Origin of the sequence: Chryseobacterium sp. BIGb0232 (genome assembly GCF_024810195.1) — a bacterium.
Taxonomy (GTDB): domain Bacteria; phylum Bacteroidota; class Bacteroidia; order Flavobacteriales; family Weeksellaceae; genus Chryseobacterium; species Chryseobacterium pennae.
Genome location: NZ_JANUEH010000004.1, coordinates 325583 through 348016, shown reverse-complemented (window position 1 = coordinate 348016; position 22434 = coordinate 325583). Strand labels below are relative to the sequence as shown.

General features: G+C 38.5%; 14 protein-coding genes. 10 read left to right on the top strand and 4 right to left on the bottom strand.

Features of this window, described 5'->3' with window-relative positions:
* Window positions 1-27: 27 nt before the first annotated feature.
* From M2372_RS13065 to M2372_RS13020, 10 genes are all read left to right on the top strand, one after another.
* Window positions 28-999 carry a glycoside hydrolase family 130 protein gene (locus tag M2372_RS13065; protein WP_115968219.1) on the top strand — a complete coding sequence of 324 codons (972 nt, stop codon included), beginning with the start codon at window positions 28-30 and terminating at the stop codon, window positions 997-999.
* A 122-nt stretch (window positions 1000-1121) separates the two neighbouring features.
* Window positions 1122-3350, top strand: a complete 2229-nt coding sequence (locus M2372_RS13060; protein WP_123320415.1) for a GH92 family glycosyl hydrolase — start codon at window positions 1122-1124, stop codon at window positions 3348-3350.
* A 34-nt stretch (window positions 3351-3384) separates the two neighbouring features.
* Window positions 3385-4812, top strand: coding sequence for a glycoside hydrolase family 125 protein (locus M2372_RS13055; protein ID WP_123320416.1), 1428 nt, complete (start codon window positions 3385-3387; stop codon window positions 4810-4812).
* A 110-nt stretch (window positions 4813-4922) separates the two neighbouring features.
* The gene (locus tag M2372_RS13050) at window positions 4923-7070 is read left to right on the top strand and encodes an endo-beta-N-acetylglucosaminidase H (protein WP_123320417.1); all 2148 of its coding nucleotides are present in this window, start codon (window positions 4923-4925) and stop codon (window positions 7068-7070) included.
* A 60-nt stretch (window positions 7071-7130) separates the two neighbouring features.
* Complete coding sequence (locus M2372_RS13045; RefSeq protein ID WP_123320418.1) at window positions 7131-9536, top strand: endo-beta-N-acetylglucosaminidase H; 2406 nt, start codon at window positions 7131-7133, stop codon at window positions 9534-9536.
* A gap of 124 nt (window positions 9537-9660) precedes the next feature.
* Entirely contained in the window at window positions 9661-10521 is an 861-nt protein-coding gene (locus tag M2372_RS13040) for an ROK family protein (protein WP_123320625.1), read from the top strand.
* 21 nt (window positions 10522-10542) lie between these two features.
* Window positions 10543-12825: a GH92 family glycosyl hydrolase gene (locus M2372_RS13035; protein ID WP_123320419.1), complete on the top strand. Its 2283-nt coding sequence runs from the start codon at window positions 10543-10545 to the stop codon at window positions 12823-12825.
* 26 nt (window positions 12826-12851) lie between these two features.
* Complete coding sequence (locus M2372_RS13030; RefSeq protein ID WP_123320420.1) at window positions 12852-13349, top strand: phosphoheptose isomerase; 498 nt, start codon at window positions 12852-12854, stop codon at window positions 13347-13349.
* A gap of 212 nt (window positions 13350-13561) precedes the next feature.
* Window positions 13562-15670, top strand: a complete 2109-nt coding sequence (locus tag M2372_RS13025; protein ID WP_123320421.1) for a glycoside hydrolase family 97 protein — start codon at window positions 13562-13564, stop codon at window positions 15668-15670.
* The gene (locus tag M2372_RS13020) at window positions 15667-17706 is read left to right on the top strand and encodes a glycoside hydrolase family 65 protein (RefSeq protein WP_123320422.1); all 2040 of its coding nucleotides are present in this window, start codon (window positions 15667-15669) and stop codon (window positions 17704-17706) included. The genes M2372_RS13025 and M2372_RS13020 overlap by 4 nt, the downstream gene beginning before the upstream one ends.
* A gap of 66 nt (window positions 17707-17772) precedes the next feature.
* Here the strand turns inward: M2372_RS13020 and M2372_RS13015 are convergent, their stop codons facing one another.
* The 4 genes from M2372_RS13015 to M2372_RS13000 form a co-directional block, all read right to left on the bottom strand.
* Window positions 17773-20463: a TonB-dependent receptor domain-containing protein gene (locus tag M2372_RS13015; RefSeq protein ID WP_123320423.1), complete on the bottom strand. Its 2691-nt coding sequence runs from the start codon at window positions 20461-20463 to the stop codon at window positions 17773-17775.
* A gap of 66 nt (window positions 20464-20529) precedes the next feature.
* The gene (locus M2372_RS13010; RefSeq protein WP_185018873.1) at window positions 20530-20892 is read right to left on the bottom strand and encodes a hypothetical protein; all 363 of its coding nucleotides are present in this window, start codon (window positions 20890-20892) and stop codon (window positions 20530-20532) included.
* 19 nt (window positions 20893-20911) lie between these two features.
* Window positions 20912-21556, bottom strand: coding sequence for a hypothetical protein (locus M2372_RS13005; protein WP_115968200.1), 645 nt, complete (start codon window positions 21554-21556; stop codon window positions 20912-20914).
* Between the two features lie 82 nt (window positions 21557-21638).
* Entirely contained in the window at window positions 21639-22325 is a 687-nt protein-coding gene (locus tag M2372_RS13000) for a response regulator transcription factor (protein ID WP_002982671.1), read from the bottom strand.
* Between the last annotated feature and the right edge of the window lie 109 nt (window positions 22326-22434).

Below are 22434 nucleotides of genomic sequence, written 5' to 3'. Positions count from 1 at the left end.
TTTTAAATAAAAAAGTAAAAATACTTTATGACAGCTCAATCAGTAATGATCCCTTGGCAGGATCGCCCGGAAGGTTGTAATGATACTATGTGGAGGTTTTCCGAAAACCCGATCATTGACAGATATGCGATACCAACATCCAACAGTGTGTTCAACAGTGCGGTAATTCCTTTTGAAGATGGCTTTGCAGGAGTATTCCGTTGCGACAATAAAGCCGTGCAGATGAATATTTTTGCTGGATTCAGTAAGGATGGAATCAATTGGGATATCAATCATGATCCTATTGAAATGCAGGCAGGAAATACCGATATGATTGAATCCGATTATAAGTATGATCCCCGTGTTACCTTCATAGAAGACCGTTATTGGATCACATGGTGTAACGGATACAATGGACCTACAATCGGAATTGGATACACTTTTGATTTTAAAGAATTTTTCCAGTGTGAAAATGCGTTCCTTCCTTTCAACAGAAACGGAGTTCTTTTTCCGGAAAAAATCAATGGTAAATATGCGATGCTGAGCCGTCCGAGTGATAACGGACATACACCTTTTGGAGATATTTATATCAGTTACAGTCCTGATATGAAATATTGGGGCGAGCACCGTTGTGTGATGAAAGTAACTCCTTTTGAGGACAGTGCATGGCAGTGTACAAAGATTGGTGGCGGTCCGGTTCCTATTAAAACCGAAGAAGGATGGCTATTGTTCTACCATGGGGTGATCAATACCTGCAGAGGATTCAGATACTCAATGGGAGCAGCTTTGCTTGATCTTGAAGATCCTACGAAAGTATTGTACAGAACAAAACCTTACTTATTAGCTCCCGCAGAGCTGTATGAATTGACAGGAGATGTACCCAATGTGGTTTTCCCTTGTGCAGCTTTAACGGAAGGAGACAAAGTAACAGTATATTATGGTGCTGCCGATACTGTAGTGGCTATTGCTTTTGGATATATTTCGGAAATTATTGATTTTATGAAAAAGAATTCAATCTGAAAATACTAAGATTAAAAAAATAGGTTAACCAGCTTAATTTCTCTCCTTTTTGGGATTTTTGTAATGGTTTTCATATTTTTAAAAAACTTTTAAATTAAAAAAATCTCTGATACTCTCTTATCATGAAAAAAGAATTGCTGATCTGTTTTTTTACTTCTCTGATTTCCATGGCGAATGCCCAAAATAAAAATGATATTTTATCCTGGGTAGACCCGTTTATAGGAACAGGAGGGCATGGACATACATTTCCAGGAGCTACTACACCATTTGGAATGATTCAGCTGAGTCCGGATCAGAATACGAAAAGTGGTGATTGGGACTGGTGTTCCGGATATCATTACAGCAGCAAAACGATTATGGGATTCAGTCATAATCATCTTAGCGGAACAGGATGGGCAGATCTTGGAGATATTTTAGTAATGCCTACTGTAGGGCAAGTGAAAATGGTTCCGGGATCAGAAGATCAACCTGGAACAGGATACCGCTCAACATTCACTCATGATAAAGAAACGGCATCACCGGGATATTATTCCGTAATGTTGGACAGTTATGGAGTTAAAGCAGAATTGACAGCCTCTCCAAGAGTAGGATTTCATAAATATACCTTCCCGAAGACCGATGAAGCGAATGTCATTATTGATCCTACCAATAAGATCTTCGGAAATATTTATCACACACTGGTAAGTATTGAAGGCAATAATAAAATCAAAGGATATTGCTATAGTAACGGCTGGGGCGGAAAGAGATTTGCTTATTTCGTGATGGAATTTTCCAAGCCGTTTAAATCTTATGGAGTATATGCAGAAGGGAAAATAAAGAATAACGAAAAAATTGCTCTGGCTAAAGATGCAAAAGCCTTTGTGAGATTCGCTACAGAAGCCAATGAAAGTATAGAAGTAAAAGTTTCTTTATCTCCGGTAAGTACAGAAAATGCACAGGAAAACTTTGATACGGAAGCCCAAAACGTGGATTTTGCCAAAGCTAAAGAAACGGCACAAAAAACATGGCGGGACCTTATCGGAAGATTTCAGGTGACCGGAGGAACGGATAATCAACGAAAAATCTTTTATACAGGAGTCTACCACACTTTTATTGCTCCGAATCTTTATATGGATGTGAACGGAGATTATGTGGCTGCCCAGGAAAATATGAATACGAAATGGTTCACTAACTATAGCACCTATTCCTATTGGGATGGCTTCAGAGCTACCCATCCTTTGCTGACTATTATGGATCAGAAACATACAAAAGAATTCGCCAATTCACTTATCAGCAGATATACCGATCGCAAGGATCACATGCCAATCTGGGAACTTTGCGGCTATGACAATTTCTGTATGTTGGGCTATCACAGTACATCAGTAATTTGGGATGCCATTTCAAAGGGAGTTCCCGGAATTGATGCTGAAAAAGCATTCGCTGCTATGAAAGATGCGTCTCTGACAGACAAAATGAGCAGCAGTGATGGAGGAGGAGGTCTTAATGACTATATTAAATTAGGGTATTCTCCTTCAGAAAACGGAGCTTCTGTTTCCGCAACATTAGAATATTCCTATGATGACTGGTGTATCCAGCAGCTGGCAGAAAAGCTAGGGAAGAAAGATGAGGCAGAAGTATACAGAAAACGTTCCATGAACTTTCTGAACACATTTAATAAAGAAAATAACCATTTCTGGCCCAAACAGAAAGACGGTAAATTCTTAGCCGATTTTGCTCTTAATGACTGGAAAAAACTTCAGCCACACTGGGTTTCCGGAAATATCTGGGCTTACGATTTCTTTGTTCCGCATCAGATAGATGAAATGATGAATCTGTATGGTGGAAAAAAAGGATTTGAAGAAAAGCTTGATAAAACATTTACTGAAGCTCTTCATATGGAAGGGGAACAGCACGTGGATATCTCTGGATTCATCGGATCTTTAGGGTTTGGAGATGAGCCGGGACATCATGTTCCATACCTGTACAACTATGCAGGAAGTCCATACAAGACACAGAAAATGGTAAAATACATCCGAGATAATATGTATGCTGCCAAACCGGACGGAATTGTGAATAACGAAGATTGCGGACAAATGTCAGCATGGTATATTTTCTCATCATTAGGGTTCTATCCTGTTACGCCTGGAAAACCGGTTTATGCAATTGGAGCGCCTCAGTTTCCAAAAGCATCTTTGCAGCTGGAAAACGGAAAAACCTTTACAGTGATTGCCGATAAGATCTCAGATAAAAACATCTACGTACAGAAAATGTTTTTGAATGGGAAAGAATACAAAAGCTGGGAACTGAACCACAGTGATATTATGAATGGCGGAGAACTGAGATTTGTAATGGGAAGTAAGCCAGTAAAATAAAGACTAATAAAAATAAACGAAATAAAAAGTATCAATGGAAAGGAGAGATTTTATTAAAACAAGTGCACTGGCAGGAGCCGGATTGCTGTTTACTCAGAATGTTTTTGCAAAGACCCTGACTAAGGAAGGTTTTCCTGTTGTTCGTGTTCCTAAAGATAAAAGACATTTTACCAGTGAATCCGTAGAAAATGCTATTGCAGCTTTTAAAAAGAAAGTAAACAATAAAGAGCTAAGTTGGCTTTTTGAAAACTGCTTTCCAAATACATTAGATACTACTGTTTTCTACAGTGAAACCAATGGTACACCTGATACTTATGTGATTACAGGAGATATTGATGCCATGTGGCTTCGTGATAGTTCTGCACAGGTTTTCCCTTATCTGCAGTTCTCAAAGAAAGATGAGAAGCTTCATAAGCTGATTTCCGGAGTCATTCACAAGCAGACAACATTCATCCTGAAAGATCCTTATGCCAACGCATTCTACAATGATGATAAGAAAATAAGCAAGTGGAAAGAATATGACCATACCGATATGAAACCGGGAACCCATGAAAGAAAATGGGAGATTGATTCATTATGTTATCCGATCCGTTTGGCATATCATTTCTGGAAAACAACAGGAGATACAAAGCCTTTCGATGCCAATTGGTTACAAGGGATAAAACTTACATTGCAGACCTTTACTGAGCAACAAAGAAAGAATGATCTTGGACCGTACAAATTTGAACGCACAACAGCTTGGGCTACCGATGGAGTTCCGATGGGTGGATATGGTTATCCGACAAAGCCGGTAGGTCTTATCAGTTCTATGTTCCGTCCAAGTGATGATGCTACAATCTATGGATTTTTAATCCCGTCCAATTTGTTTGCGGTTGTAAGTCTACGCCAGGCAGCGGAAATGGTGTCTCAGATAAAAAATGAAAAAACGTTGGCTCAGCAACTGAACAGCCTTGCTGATGAGGTAGAGGCAGCCATCAAAAAATACGGAATTTACAATCATCCTGAATTTGGAAGAATATATGCCTTTGAAGTCAATGGCTTCGGAAGTTATAATCTGATGGATGATGCGAACTGTCCAAGCCTGTTAGGATTGCCTTATCTGGATGCGGTGAAAGCTGATGACCCTGTTTATCAGAATACAAGGAAATTTGTATGGTCGGAAAATAACCCATTCTTTTTCAAAGGAAAGCTGGCAGAAGGGATAGGAGGTCCACATATTGGACTTGATATGATCTGGCCAATGAGTATCATTATGAAAGCACTCACTACAAAAGAGAAAAGTGAGATCAGATGGTGCATCAATACCTTACAGAAAACGCACGGAGGAACAGGCTTTATGCATGAATCCTTCCATAAAGACAATGACAAAAAGTTCACCAGAGAATGGTTTGCATGGGCAAATACTTTATTTGGCGAATTGCTATGGAAAACCTTTAACGAAAACCCTGAGCTACTGACATAGCCCACAATTTTATATGGCTTATTTATTAAGATGTTTTCCTTAAAAAAGAAAGTATCAGGGGATTGCTATATAAAATTCAGAAACCAAAAACACCTTAAAAAAATTATACAATGAAAAAAAAATCAATCCTTACTGCACTGATGGCCATGGCGCTTCAGTCCGGTTCTCTCCTTAATGCACAGCAGCTTAACCCTAAAGGGATATGCTATGTGGAAGTGAATAATAACAACATCCTGAATGCAGGAGCGTATAAACTGCAGACATCGAATAGCTATCTGTTTAATGTCGTCAATATTTTTGCAGCCAATATTAATTATGATACCAGCCGTGGAAGAGCTTATCTGTATTCTAATAATAATGTGACCAAGGTTCTTACCAATGCAGATACCTACATAAAACCGCTGCAACAGAAAGGAATGAAAGTAGTCCTCACCATCCTTGGAAACCATCAGGGTGCAGGAATATGTAATTTCCCATCCCGTGAGGCCGCAAAAGATTTTGCATTACAATTAGCCAATACAGTAAATACCTATGGTCTGGATGGGATTGATTTTGATGATGAATATTCAGGATATGGAAATAATGGAACGGGGCAGCCTAATGACAGTTCTTTTGTAATGCTTGTTCAGGAGCTAAGGGCATTATTGCCGGATAAAATCATTTCATTCTATTATTATGGAGATGCCGCTTCAAGGCTTTCTTGGAACGGATTCAGAGTAGGAGATAATATTAATTACAGCTGGAACGCCATGTACGGGACCTTCTCTGCTCCTAATGTACCTCCTCTTACCAAAGCTCAGATTTCTCCGGCGGCAGTATGGCTGGGAAATACTTCCAATTCTACAACAACCAACCTGGCTACCCAAACGAAAAATGGGGGGTACGGATTATATCTTTGGTATGATCTTAAAGGAACCAATCAAACTTCACAGCTTTCAGCAGGCACTCAGACATTATATGGTGAACCAACGGTTTTAAGCGGAACCTTACAGTCATGGACACAGGGAGCCAATTGTGATGCACCAATCGGGTTATACACCAACAATCTTACAGGAACCAGTGTAAAACTAAACTGGTCCGCAGTAGGAACCAATACGTACGATATAGATTATAAACCTGCAGCTTCCACAACATGGACGAGTGCAGCCACAGCAATTAATTCTACTTCAGTGACTGTTTCAGGGTTAACAGCCAATACGGAATACGACTGGAGAATCAGAACAAATTGCAGTGTGAAAAGTGCTTATATGTTCGCTCCTAGATTCAATAGTGGGTCAGGAACAATAACACCTACAGGCTCTTATGCTCTGTCTTTGGATGGAAGTACTGAATCAGGAACGGCTGGAAATATTAACTTAAATGGCTCTGCACTGTCTTTCGAGGGCTGGATCAAACCTTCATCCTTCAAATCCGCGTCTCCCTATATCTCATCCATTATGGGAACAGAAGCTGGGGATACTAATTCAGCATTATTAAGACTTGGAGATGCCAGTGTTGCCAATAATAAACTTCAGTTTGTGTTAAGTATCAATAATGTACAGCAAAAACTTGCTTCCAATACAGCTTTAAATGCCAATACATGGTACCATGTGGCTGCAACTTATGATGGAACTTCGATGAAGATTTATATCAATGGAACCTTGGATGCAAGTAAGGCACAGACAGGGAATGTAAGTTCAAATGGAGCATTCAATGTGGGATATTCATATAATACCTCCAGAAACTTCAATGGTAAAATAGATGAGGTTAGAGTTTGGAAAAAAGCATTAAGCCCAACAGAGATTAGTCAGAATATATGTAATATATCTGTTCCGGCTTCTTCCCTTGCAGCCTACTGGAAATTCAATGAAGGAAGCGGCTCTACTGTTCAGGATAGCTCAGGAAATGGTGCTGCTTTAAGCCTGACAGGTGTGGATGCATCTAATTGGGGAACAGATCTGCCATGTACAGCAGGAACTTCAAAAACAACATCCACTCAAAGAACTATAAGTACAGGAGAAATCAATACTAAGGACCTAATCAAAATATTCCCGAATCCAATCAGTAAATCTTCATCATTTACAGTTTCTGTTCCCGATGAATATAATAAGGGAAAGCTGACCATCTTTGATTTTTATGGAAGAATTATGGGTACAAAATCACTGAGCACAGGAAATAATCAGTTTGAATCCTCCGGACTGCAATCAGGAAATTACATCCTTCAGTTTGAATCCCAGAATGGAAGTAAAAAGCAGACAGAGAAATTAATGATAAAATAAAATATCAGTCATTGGGCTTAGGCTCAATGGCTTTTCCTATTCTAATAAAATTAATATACAATGAAAAAAAAATCCTTTCTTATTCCCTTGATGGCTTTGATGCTTCAAGCAGGATCGTACCTCAAAGCGCAGCAGCTAAACCCTTTGGGGGTCTGTTATGTGGAAGTCAACAACAACAACATCCTGAATGCAGGGTCTTATACTTTACAGACCACCAACAGACCGCTTTTTGATGTTGCTATTATCTTCGCTGCCAATATCAATTATGATGTTTCCAAAAGCAGAGCGTATATCTCAAGCAACAATAACGTTACCAAGGTACTGAACGATGTAAATACTTATGTGAAACCTTTGCAACAGAAGGGAATCAAAGTATTATTGGATCTTTTAGGAAACCATCAGGGTGCCGGGATTTCTAATTTCCCCAACCGTGAAGCAGCAAAAGATTTTGCACTACAGGTTGCCCATACAGTTTATACCTATGGACTTGATGGGGTAGATTTGGATGATGAATATGCAGGATACGGAAACAACGGAACAGGACAGCCCAATAACAGTTCTTTTGTAATGCTTTTACAAGAGCTTAAAGCAGCAATGCCTGATAAACTGATCACATTCTATTATTATGGTGATGCAATTTCAAGACAAAGCTATAACGGAGATCAGGCAGGAAATTACATCAATTACAGCTGGAATCCTTATTACGGAACATACAGTGCACCTAATGTACCACCACTTGATAAAACAAAACTTTCTCCTGCCGCAATCTGGATACAAAATTCAAATCCACAGTCTACGCCTGTATCTGTAGTTGCTTCATCAGCAACCAGCACAAAAAATGACGGTTACGGGGTGTTTATGTGGTACGATTTAGGGGGAACTAACGTAGCCAGCTATCTGAGTACAGGATCTAATATTCTTTATAACGAAAATACACAATTAAGTGGGCAATTGTATTCATGGAGCCAGGGGCAATCCTGCGATCCGCCATTAGGACTAGATGTTTCCAATGTTACAGGAACTTCTGCTAAATTAAACTGGACCTCCAATGGATCCCAAACCTATAATATCGATTATAAACCTGCCAATTCAACAACCTGGACTAATGTAGGAACCAACTATTCTGGAAATAATATTACCATCAGTAATTTAACCTTGAATACAGATTATGACTGGAGAATACAGTCTAATTGTTCATCAACATTAACCAGCACCTACCTTTTTGCTCCAAGATTCAATTCAGGAAACGGATGTGTCACTCCTTCAGGATTGGTATCAGGAAGTTACCTTGGAAATTCGGCTCAATTATCATGGGATGCCGGAACAGCATCATCTTATACATTGCAGTACAAAACAACAACAGCTCCTGCATGGACTGAAGTTCAGAATATTAACACTAATAGTTATTCATTACAAAACCTTTCCCCCAATACAAACTATGTATGGAAAGTACAGGCAGCATGTAATGGAGGGACAGTAAGTACTTATTCAGGAGAAGGAACATTCAATAGTGGTTTTGCTCAGGTAACGAGTCCGGGACCAAGGTCACTTTCCTTTAACGGAAGTACAAATTATCTGAATGCAGGACAGTTTAATCTGAGCGGAAATGCTGTGACTATTGAAGGTTGGGTAAAAGTAAATGCATTTAAAACAATTTTCCCAAATATTTCATCTGTTCTTGGTATTGAAGTAGGAGATAGTAACTCTGCCATGCTTAGATTCGGGGATGGTAACTTGGCAAATAATAAGCTGCAGTTTATATTGAGTTTTGGATCATCTCAGATGAAGATGAATACGAATACAGCATTTAATACAAATACATGGTATCATGTAGCTGCAACATATGATGGAGCAGCGATGAAATTATATATCAATGGTAATCTTGATGCCAGTGCACCGGTTACAGGTAATTTTACTGCAAACGGTATCCTTTATTTAGCAAGAAACTATGATAATAACCGTGCCCTTAATGGTTCTTTGGATGAATTCAGAGTGTGGAAAAGAGCATTAACAGCCCAGGAAATTATGGATAACAGCTGTAATGTGGCACCCAACTCACAAGGTCTGGAAGCGAACTGGAAAATGGATGAAGGAAGTGGGATAGGCGCTTTGGATGCTACTGCAAACACTCATTTCGCAACACTGGTAAATATGGCTGATACCAATTGGAAAACAGAGGTTCCTTGCAACGGCTCTCTGTCTGTAACAGATACCGAACCTGTAAAAGAAATCAATACTGTTTATCCGAACCCTGTTAAAAGAGGAAATGACATTCACTTTATGGTTACCGGAAATTCCAGCGAAGTTTCATTCTATGATATTTCAGGAAAATTATTGAAAAAACAGGGTATTAATCAAAATAATAACACAGTGAATACACAGGATTTAACCAGTGGTACTTATATTTACAAGATTACATCCTCAAAAAATAAAGTAGTATCATCAGGTAAAATCATTGTAAAATAAAAATCAGTAAATAAGGAATTTATCTGAAAAATAGAAAATAAAAACTGTAAAGCAGGCAGATAATACTTTCTTGTTTGTCTGCTTTTCTCAATCAGTAGAACAGCTTGAATTTAAAATAAAAATGATGCAGAATATATTAGGAATCGATATTGGCGGGTCGCATATTACACTGGCGCAGGTAGATCCTGAAAAAAAAGAGATTATGACTTCAACGTATGTAAGAGAACATGTCAATTCATTTGATCACAAAGAAGCTATTTTCTCAGCCTGGACTTCGGCCATTGAAAAAGGAGCTCATAATCTGGTGAAAAGTGATCTTTTAATAGGAATTGCAATGCCCGGACCTTTCGATTATGAAAACGGAATATCCCTTATGCAGCAAGGAAAATTTATTGATATCTACCACATCAATATTAAAGAAGAATTGGGTAATAGATTATCCATTTCTCCAAAGCAGATTCATTTTGTAAATGATGCCGCTGCCTTTATGGAAGGGGAAGTTTTTGGAGGCTGTGCTCAGGGTTTTAAAAGAATTTTTGGAGTAACGCTGGGAACAGGGTTGGGAACTACTTTTTATAACGGAGAATTTGCGACAGATGAAGACTTGTGGGATTCACCATTTAAAGATTCTATCTGTGAAGATTATCTGGCAACACGTTGGTTTGTGAAACGGTTTGAGGAGTTAACCGGAGAGCAGATTTCGGGGACTAAAGATCTTTTGGATAAACCTTCAGCAATACAGAAGCAGATATTTGATGAATATGCAGATTCCTTCTCTGATTTTATTGTGAAATATGCAGAGCCTTATAAACCGGAAGTTTTAGTTATAGGCGGAAATATAGCGAAGGCTTATCCTCATTTTGAACAAAGGTTTATTCGAAATATAACACAGAATAATATTAACTTGCAGGTCAAAATTTCGGACATCTTTGAAGATGCTGCCATTCTGGGAGCCGCTAGCTATGCATTAAAAAAGCTTATATAAATTAACAAACGAAACGATACAATGAAGTCTATTTTTTCTACTTGCTTTCTTTTATTACAGGCCTTGGTTTTTGGCCAGAATGCATCTCCTGTAGACTATGTGAACCCATTGATGGGAACCCAGTCTAAACCTTCATTATCCAACGGTAATACTTATCCCGCAGTAGGGCTTCCATGGGGAATGAACCTCTGGACAGCACAAACCGGGAAAATGGGTGATGGCTGGGCATATACTTATGATGCCGATAAAATAAAAGGATTCAAACAAACCCATCAGCCTTCTCCCTGGATGAATGATTATGGTGCATTCTCCATTATGCCGGGAGTAGGAAAATTAAAATTCAAAGAAGAAGACAGAGCAAGTTGGTTCAGCCATAAAGCTGAGGTGACCACTCCTTATTTCTATAGCGTTTATTTGGCGGATATCAATGTAACCACTGAGTTTACTCCCACAGAAAGAGCTTCTTTTTTCAAATTCGATTTTCCAAAAACAGATAGTGCTTATGTTGTTGTTGATGCATTAGACAAAGGTTCTTACATCAGGGTTTTGCCTAAAGAAAGAAAAATACTGGGATACACTACAAGATATGCATCAGGGAAATATGAAAATTTTAAAAACTATTTTGTCATCCAGTTTGATAAAGAGTTTGAACTGTCAAGAACCTGGAAAGATGATAAGCTGATCAGTGATCAGTTGGAAATTACCAGTAATCATGCCGGAGCTGTAGTTGGTTTTAAACTGAAAAATAAAGAAACAGTTTATGCAAAAGTTGCTTCTTCATTCATAAGCTTTGAACAGGCTGAACTCAATCTTAAAAGAGAAATCGGAAACAGAAACTTTGAACAGGTAAAGACCGATGCCAAAAATATCTGGAATAAAACCTTAGGGAAAATTGAAGTAAAAGGAGGTACAGACCAGCAGATGAGAACCTTTTATTCCTCACTGTACAGAACCTTATTTTTCCCGCAAAAATTATATGAAATTGATGCCCAGAATAAAATAAAACACTGGAGCCCATACAATGGAAAAATTACAGACGGAAGAATGTTCGCAGGAACCGGTTTCTGGGATACTTTCCGTGCTTTATATCCCTTCCTGAACCTGGTATACCCAAGTATCAATGTAGAAATGCAGGAGGGATTGGCAAACACTTACAAAGAAGGAGGGTTCTTACCAGAGTGGAGCAGCCCGGGATATTCTGATGTTATGATTGGAAACAATTCAGCTTCCGTTGTGGCAGATGCCTATATTAAGGGGCTTCGCGGTTATGATGTGGAAACTCTTTGGCAGGCAGTAAAACATGGTGCCAATAATGAAGGCCCTATTGAAGCCGTTGGCCGTGCAGGAGTAAAATATTATAATGACTTAGGGTATGTTCCTTACGATGTGAAGATTGATGAAAATGCAGCCAGAACACTAGAGTATGCGTATGATGATTTTGCTATTTATGAACTAGGAAAAGCATTAGGAAAACCTGCTTCAGAAATTGATATTTACAAAAAAAGAGCGTATAATTACAAAAATCTGTTCGATAAAGAAACAGGATTGATGCGTGGCAAAAATAAAGACGGTAACTTTCAGAAGCCATTCAATCCTTTCAAATGGGGAGATGCCTTTACAGAAGGGAACAGTTGGCATTATACCTGGTCCGTTTTTCAGGATATCAACGGACTGTCTGAGCTGATGGGAGGGAAAAAGAAATTTGAAGCCAAACTGGATGAGGTTTTTTCATTGCCACCGGTTTTTGATGATAGCTATTATGGCGGAGTAATCCATGAGATCAGGGAAATGCAGATCATGAATATGGGACAGTATGCCCATGGGAATCAACCGATCCAGCATATGATCTATCTGTACAATTATGCCGGAGCACCTTATAAAACCCAATATTGGGCAAGACAGGTTATGGATAAACTCTACCAGGCTACTCCGGATGGTTATTGTGGAGATGAAGATAACGGACAGACTTCAGCATGGTATATTTTCTCAGCACTGGGCTTCTATCCGGTAACGCCGGCAACGGACCAGTATGTATTGGGAGCACCACTGTTTAAAGAAGCAACGATCCATTTGGAAAACGGAAAGAAAATTGAAATAAAAGCCCCGGAAAACAGTGCTGAAAATTTATATGTCAAATCATTGAACGTAAATCAGCAGCCTTATTCCAAAAATTGGCTGAGCCATAAAGAATTAATCAAAGGAACGGTTTTAAACTTTAAAATGGATAGTAAGCCGAATGCAGACAGAGGATCACAGGAAAAAGATTTCCCGTATTCAATGTCAAAAGAAGAATCAGGTAAATAATTTTTAATTAAGAAAAAACAAACTGTATGAGTACAGAAAAAAAAGAAATATTCGATAGAGTGGAAAAAATGCTGCAGACACAAGGGTTTACCATTGCAGCAAAAGATGAGACCAGACCATGGGGAGGCTTTTTTGTCATTGATGAAACCCAGGCGCAGGATTTTGCCAATCAGTACTTTGATGGGATTGATGTCGAAAACCTGAGAATAGGCGGGAAGCTAAGCCCAAAAATTCTTATTGTAGCTCCGGAAGCAAGATTAAGTTGGCAGTACCATCACAGAAGAGCAGAGATCTGGCAGGTAGTAGAAGGAACAGTAGGAATCAAAAGAAGCAATACCGATGATGAAGGAGAACTTGGAGAATACCATCCAAAAGATCAGGTAAAACTTCAGCAGGGAGAAAGACACAGACTAATCGGTTTGTCAGGCTGGGGAATCGTAGCAGAAATATGGCAGCATACTGATGCCTCCAATCCTTCAGACGAAGATGATATCGTAAGAGTACAGGATGATTTTGGAAGATAAATACCAATAAGCATATTCATTTCTTCCCTTCAAAGCATGGTAAGCTAAAGGGAAGAAATGCTATGCAAATACCGATCATAAAATACTCCTTTTTCAGATTCTGTATTTCCTGAATTTCCTTTTCTATAAGGCCTTATTTCTGAAAATATTTTTCCCGCTTCATCTGTTCATGATGAACTGAAATTATTTAAACCATTAAAATCGCTAAGATTATGATAAAAAATATTCTGTGCCTCAGTTTATTTGTGGTATTCGGATTCATTGTTCACGGGCAATTGCTTGAATCCCCCAATGGTAAATTAAAGCTAAACTTTAAAATTGAAGAAGAAAACCCTTACTATGCACTTCAGTATAAAGGAAAAACGATACTGAAGGATAGCAAACTTGGCTTTGTTTTAAAGCCCGCCACTTCTTATTTTTCCGGATTTAAAATAGAAAATATTCAATACACATCCGCAAATAATACCTGGACAACGGTTTGGGGGCCTAATAAACAAGTGGCAGATCATTATAATGAGATGTTGGTACATTTGATACAAAACAAAACGGGTTGGAAACTGGATGTCCGGTTCAGACTTTTTGATGATGGTTTAGGATTCCGGTATGAATTCCCTATTCAGCCTGAGTTAAGACATTTTACAATCAATAATGAAATGACCTCTTTTAATCTGGGAAAAGATTATAAAGCATTCTGGATTCCTGCAGATTATGACACCAATGAATTTCCGGTAACAACTTCAAGATTAACTGAAATCTCAAAACAGATTGATGAAGTAAGAAAAGAACCTTTGGCTGCCAAGGCTCCAAGTGCAACCCTTGCAGTACAGACCCCTTTGATGCTGAAATCCCAGGACGGGATTTATATTAACATCCACGAAGCTGCTTTGGTTAATTTTCCGGCAATGACGCTCAATCTTGATGAGAAAAATCTGATTCTTTCTTCCAATCTTACTCCTGATAAAAACGGAGACAGGGGATTTATCCAAACCGGATCCGTAAGCCCTTGGCGTACAGTGATTATTAGTGATGATGCAAGAGATATACTGGCATCCAATCTGATTGTTAACCTTAACGAACCCAGCAAAATAAAAGATCCATCCTGGATAAAACCGGTCAAATATATTGGAGTGTGGTGGGAATATTTTACAGGAGGCGGTTCTACATGGGCTTATTCAGATCAGCAGGATATCCGGATCGGAGAAACGGATTATAAAACATTACAGCCGAATGGAAGGCATGGGGCTAATACAAAACATGTAAAGGAATATATTGATTTTGCTGCAGCGAACGGATTTGATGCCGTTTTGGTAGAAGGATGGAATGAAGGATGGGAAGATAATCAGGCATACAGGAAAGAACATATTTACAGTTTTACTAAAGCATATCCCGATTTTGATGTAAAAGAGCTGCAAGCCTATGCAAAGAGCAAAAATGTAAAAATCATTATGCATCATGAGACTACTTCTTCAGCTGTAGAGTATGAACGACAATTGAAAGATGCATTCAAGTTTATGAAAGATAATGGCTATGATGCTGTTAAAACAGGATATGTAGGACCTATTATTCCGAGAAGTGAATACCATGACGGGCAATGGATGGTTAATCATTACAGATATGTTACTGAAACAGCAGCCCAATATCAGGTTATGGTTAATTCCCATGAAGCGGTACGGCCTACAGGGCTTCACAGGACCTATCCGAACTGGATTGCTCAGGAATCTGCCCGGGGAACAGAATTTGAGTCTTTCAACGGAAATAAACCCGATCATACCACCATTTTACCTTTTACAAGGCTGATCGGTGGTCCTATGGATTATACTCCCGGGATTTTTGAAGGTGATCTCTCTGTCTATGGAAACAACAAGGCTAAATTGAGTACAACCCTTACCAAACAGTTAGCTCTTTACATCACCATGTACAGCCCACTTCAAATGGCCGCAGATCTGATTGAGAACTATAAAAAATATCCGGATGCATTCCAGTTTATCAAAGATGTTGCGGTAGACTGGGATTCGTCTTATATCCTTGAGGCAGAACCGGGAGATTATGTTACCATTGCAAGAAAGGCGAAAAATAAAAATGAATGGTTTGTAGGAGGAATTACTGATGAAAACCCCAGAGAAGCAACTGTAGACTTGTCATTTTTACCTAAAGGCCAAAAATTCGAGGCTGTTATTTATAAAGACGGAAAAAATGCAAGCTGGAATCATCATCCTAAAGACTATGAGATTTTGCATCAACAGATAAAATCAAATGAAAAACTGAAAATTAAAGTGGCGCCGGGAGGTGGGTTCGCTATCAGTATAAAACCTGTGAAATGATGAGAAAAGGACTTGTTATCTTAACTGTTTTGTGTACCGGTATTTTTGGACGCTGTTTGGCTCAGGATTCCTGGAGTATTGTAGCTGAAAATATTGTTCCTGATAATTATACTGGTGTCACGGTTTCAAATGGAATCATTGGAATGACCTCGTCTCCTGAACCTCTTAAGGCTGGTAATGTTATTCTGGCTGGTGTTTATGATCAATTTGGAAGAGGAAGAACCAGTAATTTTCTTTCCAATTTTAATGTGTTGGATTTTAATTTGTTGATTGACTGGAAGCAGGTTAGCCAGAAAAACATCTCTAATTATAAACAAAAAATTGATTTTAAGACAGCTGCTTTTTCAGGGTCCTTTAATTATGGAGATATCGCATCTGTAGAATACAAGTATGTTGCTCTGAGGCATCTTCCGAATAACGTCATTCTCACGGTGACGATCTCTCCCAAAAAAGAGATGACATTTATTGCAGAAAGCAATCTGAAAACACCACAGGGGTTTTTACTTTCTCAGCAAAGTTATAATGAGGTGAGCCCTCCACATGCTACCATTCCTCTTTTGACTTCTGTGGCCAAAAGTCCTACAGGTGCACTTACAATGGCTGCCAGTACAACATTTTTATTTCCTGAAGAACAGTATAGCCAGCCAAAAGTTTCGCATGAAGTACGGGATAGTGATGCACATCTTATGAAATTTGTAAAAAAATTAAAAGCATCAGAAACCTATACCTTTTCACTTATTGGATCACTTGTATCCTCCTCGCAGGTTAATGATCCGTATAATATGGCTGAGAGATTAAGTATCTATGCTAATTTACAGGACCCGTTGGAACTTTATAAAAAGCACGAAGAAGAATGGAAAAATCTATGGAAAGGAGATATTGAAATAGAAGGTGACCCTCAGGCACAGCAGGATGTTCATAATATGTTATATCATCTGTATGCTTTTTCAAGAGAAGGATCAGATCATTCATTATCACCCGTGGGGCTTAGCAGCACTGGCTACAACGGACACATTTTCTGGGATACGGAAATGTTTATGTTTAAACCCTTATTGTTTTTTCATCCGGAAATAGCAAAAGGCCTTGTGGATTATCGTTTTAACCGGATAAAAGCAGCTGAAACCAATGCAGGCTTACATGGATATAAAGGAGCTATGTTTCCTTGGGAAAGCGCTGTTTCCGGAGAGGAAGAAACTCCTGTTTGGGCATTATCAGGAACGTATGAGCATCATATCACAGGAGACGTTGCCTTTGCCGCATGGTATTATTATTTGATGACGAAAGACATCCAATGGCTTAGAGATAAAGGCTGGCCTGTCTTAAGTAAAACAGCTGGATTTTGGCAATCCCGTGTAGAGAAAAAAGAAAGTAAATATCATATAAAGAACGTGGTGGCAGCTGATGAGTGGGCCGAGAATGTAGATAATAATGCCTATACCAATGCCATTGCAAAGCTCAATCTAAGATTTGCCAACGCTGCTGCAAAAGTTCTGAATTTACCCTTTAATAAGACCTGGAATGAAATTGCAGAGAATCTGGTTTTTACCAAACTTGAGAATGGAGTGACAAAAGAGCATGATACATACAGTGGAAAAGAAATCAAACAGGCTGATGTCAATTTATTGGCCTATCCTTTGAATCTTATTCAGGATAAGGAGCAGATCATAAAAGACCTGAAATACTATCAGGAAAAGATACCTAATAAGCAAACACCGGCGATGACAAAGGCTATTTTTGCTTTATTGTACAGTAGACTTGGAGACGGTGGTACAGCATATAAATGGTTTAAAGAATCTTATGAGCCTAACCTTTTATCTCCATTCAGAGTACTCGCTGAAACGGAAGAAGGAGATAACCCTTATTTTATTACAGGGGCAGGAGGCATATTACAGGCAATGATCATGGGGTTTGCAGGAGTAGATATCGATGACAAAGGAGTTTTAAAAACAACAAAAAATACCTTACCTCCTCATTGGAAAAGAGTGACCGTGAAAGGAATTGGTGCAGAAAATTTAACCTTCTCAAACAGCCAATAGTAAAAAACAGGCTTCCTTAAATCATAAGGAAGCCTGTTTTGCTATTATTAAATTGTTGTAACCTATTTAAAACGTCACATCCAGTCCCACATAGAAATTTGCTTTCATAATTGGGGCATAGACCATTCCGCCATCAAAATAATTTCCGAAAGGATTTCTAAAATCAATGATTGCATTTTTCTGGTAATAAGAAGTAAGGTTTTCTCCCCCTACATAAGCTTTAAGCTTCTTGTTGAAGTTTTTTGAAATCTGGGCATTCAGTACAGCATAAGAATTGGAATATGCCGGTAACTGAAATTCTGCAGGATTGTCTCCCATATTGGGAAGTCTTTGTTTTCCTACCCAATTTAAAGTAGTATCAAAACTCCAGAATCCCCCTTTATCATTCTTATTGGTTGCATAGGCAAGGTTGACAAATCCTCTGTGTTTAGCCATAAAAGGAACCTCTCTTCTGCCTCCTATATAATCTGCCTGTACATCATAATATTTATAAGCTAATCTAACATCAAAATTTCTGAAAGGAGTAAAATCCCATTGTGTTTGGAACGAGTTTGCAAATGACTTTCCTTCCAGGTTATAGAAGGTAAGCTGCTGAGGAGATCGGTCTAGATCAACCAATACCTGATTCTGGAAATCGGTTCTGAAAAAATCAGCAATGATCGTTGATTTTCTTCCGAAAAGCTTAAACTCCTGTTGTAAACTTGCTCCATAGTTCCACGCAATTTCAGGTTTTAAACCGTAAATATTTCCTCCGTTTGGTAAAATATTGATCGCTCTGTTAGAAGCAAAATACTGCTGGCTTTCCGCAAATACATTGGCTGTTCTGAACCCTCTTCCTGCAGAAAGTCTTAAGATGGTCTGCGGTGTAAAATCATATTTAAAGTTTAATCTCGGAGTAAACTGAGTTCCTGCCAGATTGTGGAAATCTACTCTGGTTCCTGCTACTAAAGTATATTTTAATCCTGTTAAAGTATATTCAGCGAAGATTCCCGGAACAATTTCATTTCTTTTAATATTATCCGTTAAATAAGTTTCATCATAACCATCATATAAAAAGCTTGCTCCCGCTTTGTATTTATGGTTAGTATTCCCCAGGATGCTTTCAAAAATTAAATTTGAATAATAGGTATGCTGCTGCCCTGAATAATTTCTCAACCCAAAGAAGCTGTCCTGCTGGTGATACACATACTGGTTCATCCAGCCGATACTCTGGTAAGGTTTTCCTTTAAAAACATAGCCTGTTTTATTCCAGACCTGAAATCTTGAGATATCAATCCCGACACCGTACGCTGGTTGCTTATCCTGCCCAAGTTTTTTATCAAAGCCAACCTGTCCTGCAGTTCTTTCATCCCTGATAAAGTTAATCCCGAAATGAGATCCGAAACCTGATTTTTCCAGATCATTATAGTTCAGGAGATAAGCAGCGTTGATCTGAGTTCCTTTCGGTCTGTCCAGAAAGCCGTCATGATTCATATCTGTATTTCCAAATGTTCCGTTTCCGTGAAGAAGGAAAGTCTGTGACCATTTATCATTAATGGGAGACACACTGGTAATATTCGCCTCGGCTCTCCCGTTAAAATCTGAAAAAAGGTTCAGGGACGTTTCCGGAGTTTTGGCATTCTTCAGCAATTCTGTATTGATTTGTCCCGTAATACTTTCATATCCGTTGGTTACTGTACTTCCTCCTTTCGTCAGCTGAATACTTTCAATCCATCTGCCGGGAATGAAATTCAATCCATAAGCCGAAGCCAATCCTCTGATCTCAGGTAACTGCTCTTTAGTTAAGCTGGTATATTTTTGGTCCAAACCCAGCATTTTCAACTGTTTTGTACCTGTTACAGCATTACTGAAAGACACATCTACGGTGGCATTTGTTTCAAAACTTTCAGATAAATTACAACATGCTGCTTTTAATAATTCTTTTTTATCAATATTAAAAACTAAGCCTGCTTCTTTCTTGTTTAAAGAGGTAGCTGCTTTAGAACCTGTTACTACAACCCCATCAATATTCTTTTCATGTTTACTGTGGGAATCATTATCAGATGGAGTAGCATGATCTTCATGTTTCGTCCCTTCCTCATAATGAACCTTTGGGTTGGCTTCTCCAAAAGTAAAATCCCTGTCATACAGACAACATCCCGGGAGACCATTATAAGTAGTATCCAAAGCCTTATATTTCTCGTTATCATGTCCCACATCAGCAATAGCCTTTAAAATTTTATCTGATGAGGTTTTTGCGGTATCAAAATGTAAAGCAACCGTTTGCTTCTCTGCATTCCATTCAGCTGAATCAGCTCCCGCTCCCTGAGCTGCTTTTTCAATTCTGGCTTTACATGAAGCACAGTTTCCTCTTACATAAAATTCATTGTCTTTTTTGGCAGTAATATGATGCTCATGAGGCTCTGCTGCTGCTGCTTGTGAAGGCTGTAGATCTCTTTCATACAGACAACATCCCGGAAGGTTTTTGTAAACGTCATCGGATGCTTTAAATTTTTCATTATCGTGACCCGCTTCGGCTACTTTTTTCAGAATGTCGTCAGCAGAAACTTTATCTGTTTCTAAAGTCAGAGTTTGAAGATCTATAGAATAAACAGCCGTTTTTGCACCTGCTTTTTTAGCCGCTCCTTCAATTCTTGTTTTGCACATTTCACAGTTCCCTTTTACTTTGAACTGGTTTTTCTGAAGATTTTGAGCCGATATAAATTGTGTAAATAAGAATAATGTACCAAGTATCAACCTGGAAATATATAATTTCATTTGTTTAAAGTTTAAATTAATTAAAATACGGTTCGATACGGATGTAACGAACTTACAATGTTTTAATTAACCTATTTTAGGCGGTTGCCAGATTTCCTTTAAACGATCTGAAAGATAAGGATCTGAATATTGAAACTGAGGATTCTTATTTGCTTTGTAATAAGACAGTTCCAGACGCAGGTTTTTTGAAAAAGGGGTTTCAATAAAAGTATAGCAGACTATACAGGATGAACAGCAGTCATCATTACATGATTTTGTAGTGCCATCTTTACCATCCTTTTTTGAGGAATGATTTTTACAGCAGTCACTCTTCTTTCCTGATTCTGCTTTGCAGCATGTTTTCTGTATAGATTGAGCGTAGAAGCCATCCTTAGGAACCAGAAAGATTCCCAAACAAAATACTATTGCCAGTATGTGAAACAGCTTCATATCTGCAAAAATACAAAATTTATGGCAAAGGATCACCAACTTTTAGAGAGCAGCTGTGCCAAGGTTCTCCATGAGCAGGGTTTATTTTAGGTTTTTCTCCCATAGCAAGATTTTGTGAAGCTGCCTGAGCAGGTGTTGGAGTAGGAGTAACCTGTATATTATTTTGAGCTGTTTGCGAAGCTGGGGCAGGTTTGCCATTTAAAGGCTGTCCTACGGGGATATCACATCTGTGTCCCGGTTGTCCGTGAGGAGGATTCATTCCCGGAGCCGTTTTCACAGGTTTAGAATTATTGTTCACTGTTACTTGCGCTGGAGCTGCTGAGTTAGGATCAATTTGAATTGCATTGTTAGCTCCTACGCTAATATTTTGTGAAGCAGGGGTAGCTGCTGGCTGGCTGTTCAAAGGCTGTCCTACAGGAATGTCACATCGGTGTCCCGGCTGCCCGTGTGGTGGGTTCATGCCCGGAGCAGTGGCCATAGCAGTAGAAGGAGTACTGGATTGGATGCCTGCCTGATCCATCAGTGAAGCTTTTGGGGCATTGTTAATAGCTACAGAAGGCTGTTGAGTACCTGCTTCTTCTTTTAAATAAGTTGCTCTTTCATCTTTCTTACAAGAGACAGCTAATATTGATACAGAGATCAAACCTAAAAACGTATTCTTCATATCCTTGATTGGGTATGAAACAAAATTAGCAAAACATTTTCAATTGTTTTGCTAATTTTATATTTATAATACGATTTTTAGATTAGTTTTTTACAAGAAGTCTAAATCCTTCACCGTGAACGTTGATAATTTCCAATCCTTCATCATCTTTCAATAGCTTACGAAGTTTGGCAATATATACGTCCATACTTCTTGCTGTAAAGTAATTTTCCTTTTTCCATATCTTTCTAAGAGCAAGGTCTCTCGGCATGAAGTCGTTTCTGTGAATGCAAAGAAGTTTCAGCAATTCGTTTTCTTTTGGCGAAAGTTTATATTCTTTATCACCTACCTTCAGTTGTCTCAACATAGAATCAAAGAAGATATTGCTGATCTTGAACTGCTCCTGCTCTTCATTTTCCAGGGTAGAGCTTCTCTGAAGAATAGCCTTGATCTTGTATAAAAGAAGTTCCGTATCAAATGGTTTGGTGATATAATCATCAGCCCCTAATTGATACCCTTTCAGGATATCCTCTCTCATATTTCTTGCTGTAAGGAATATGATCGGTGTATTTTTATCGATTTTTTTCACATCTTCGGCTAATGAAAACCCATCTTTCTTAGGCATCATCACGTCAAATATACAGATGTCAAATTCATTTTCTGTAAACTCTTTCAATCCCTGTTCCCCATCTGTAGCAAGTGTAACTTCAAAATTATTGATTGTTAAATAATCTTTAAGCACTGCCCCGAAACTCTGATCGTCCTCTACTAATAATATTCTATTGCTCATAACTTTTACTAATTAATAATTAACAATGAAGAATGAACTTTCTCACTCTCTCTTCTTATATTTTGTTTTTTGGTTCTTTATTTTATAATTGATGAATAATGTGAGATGA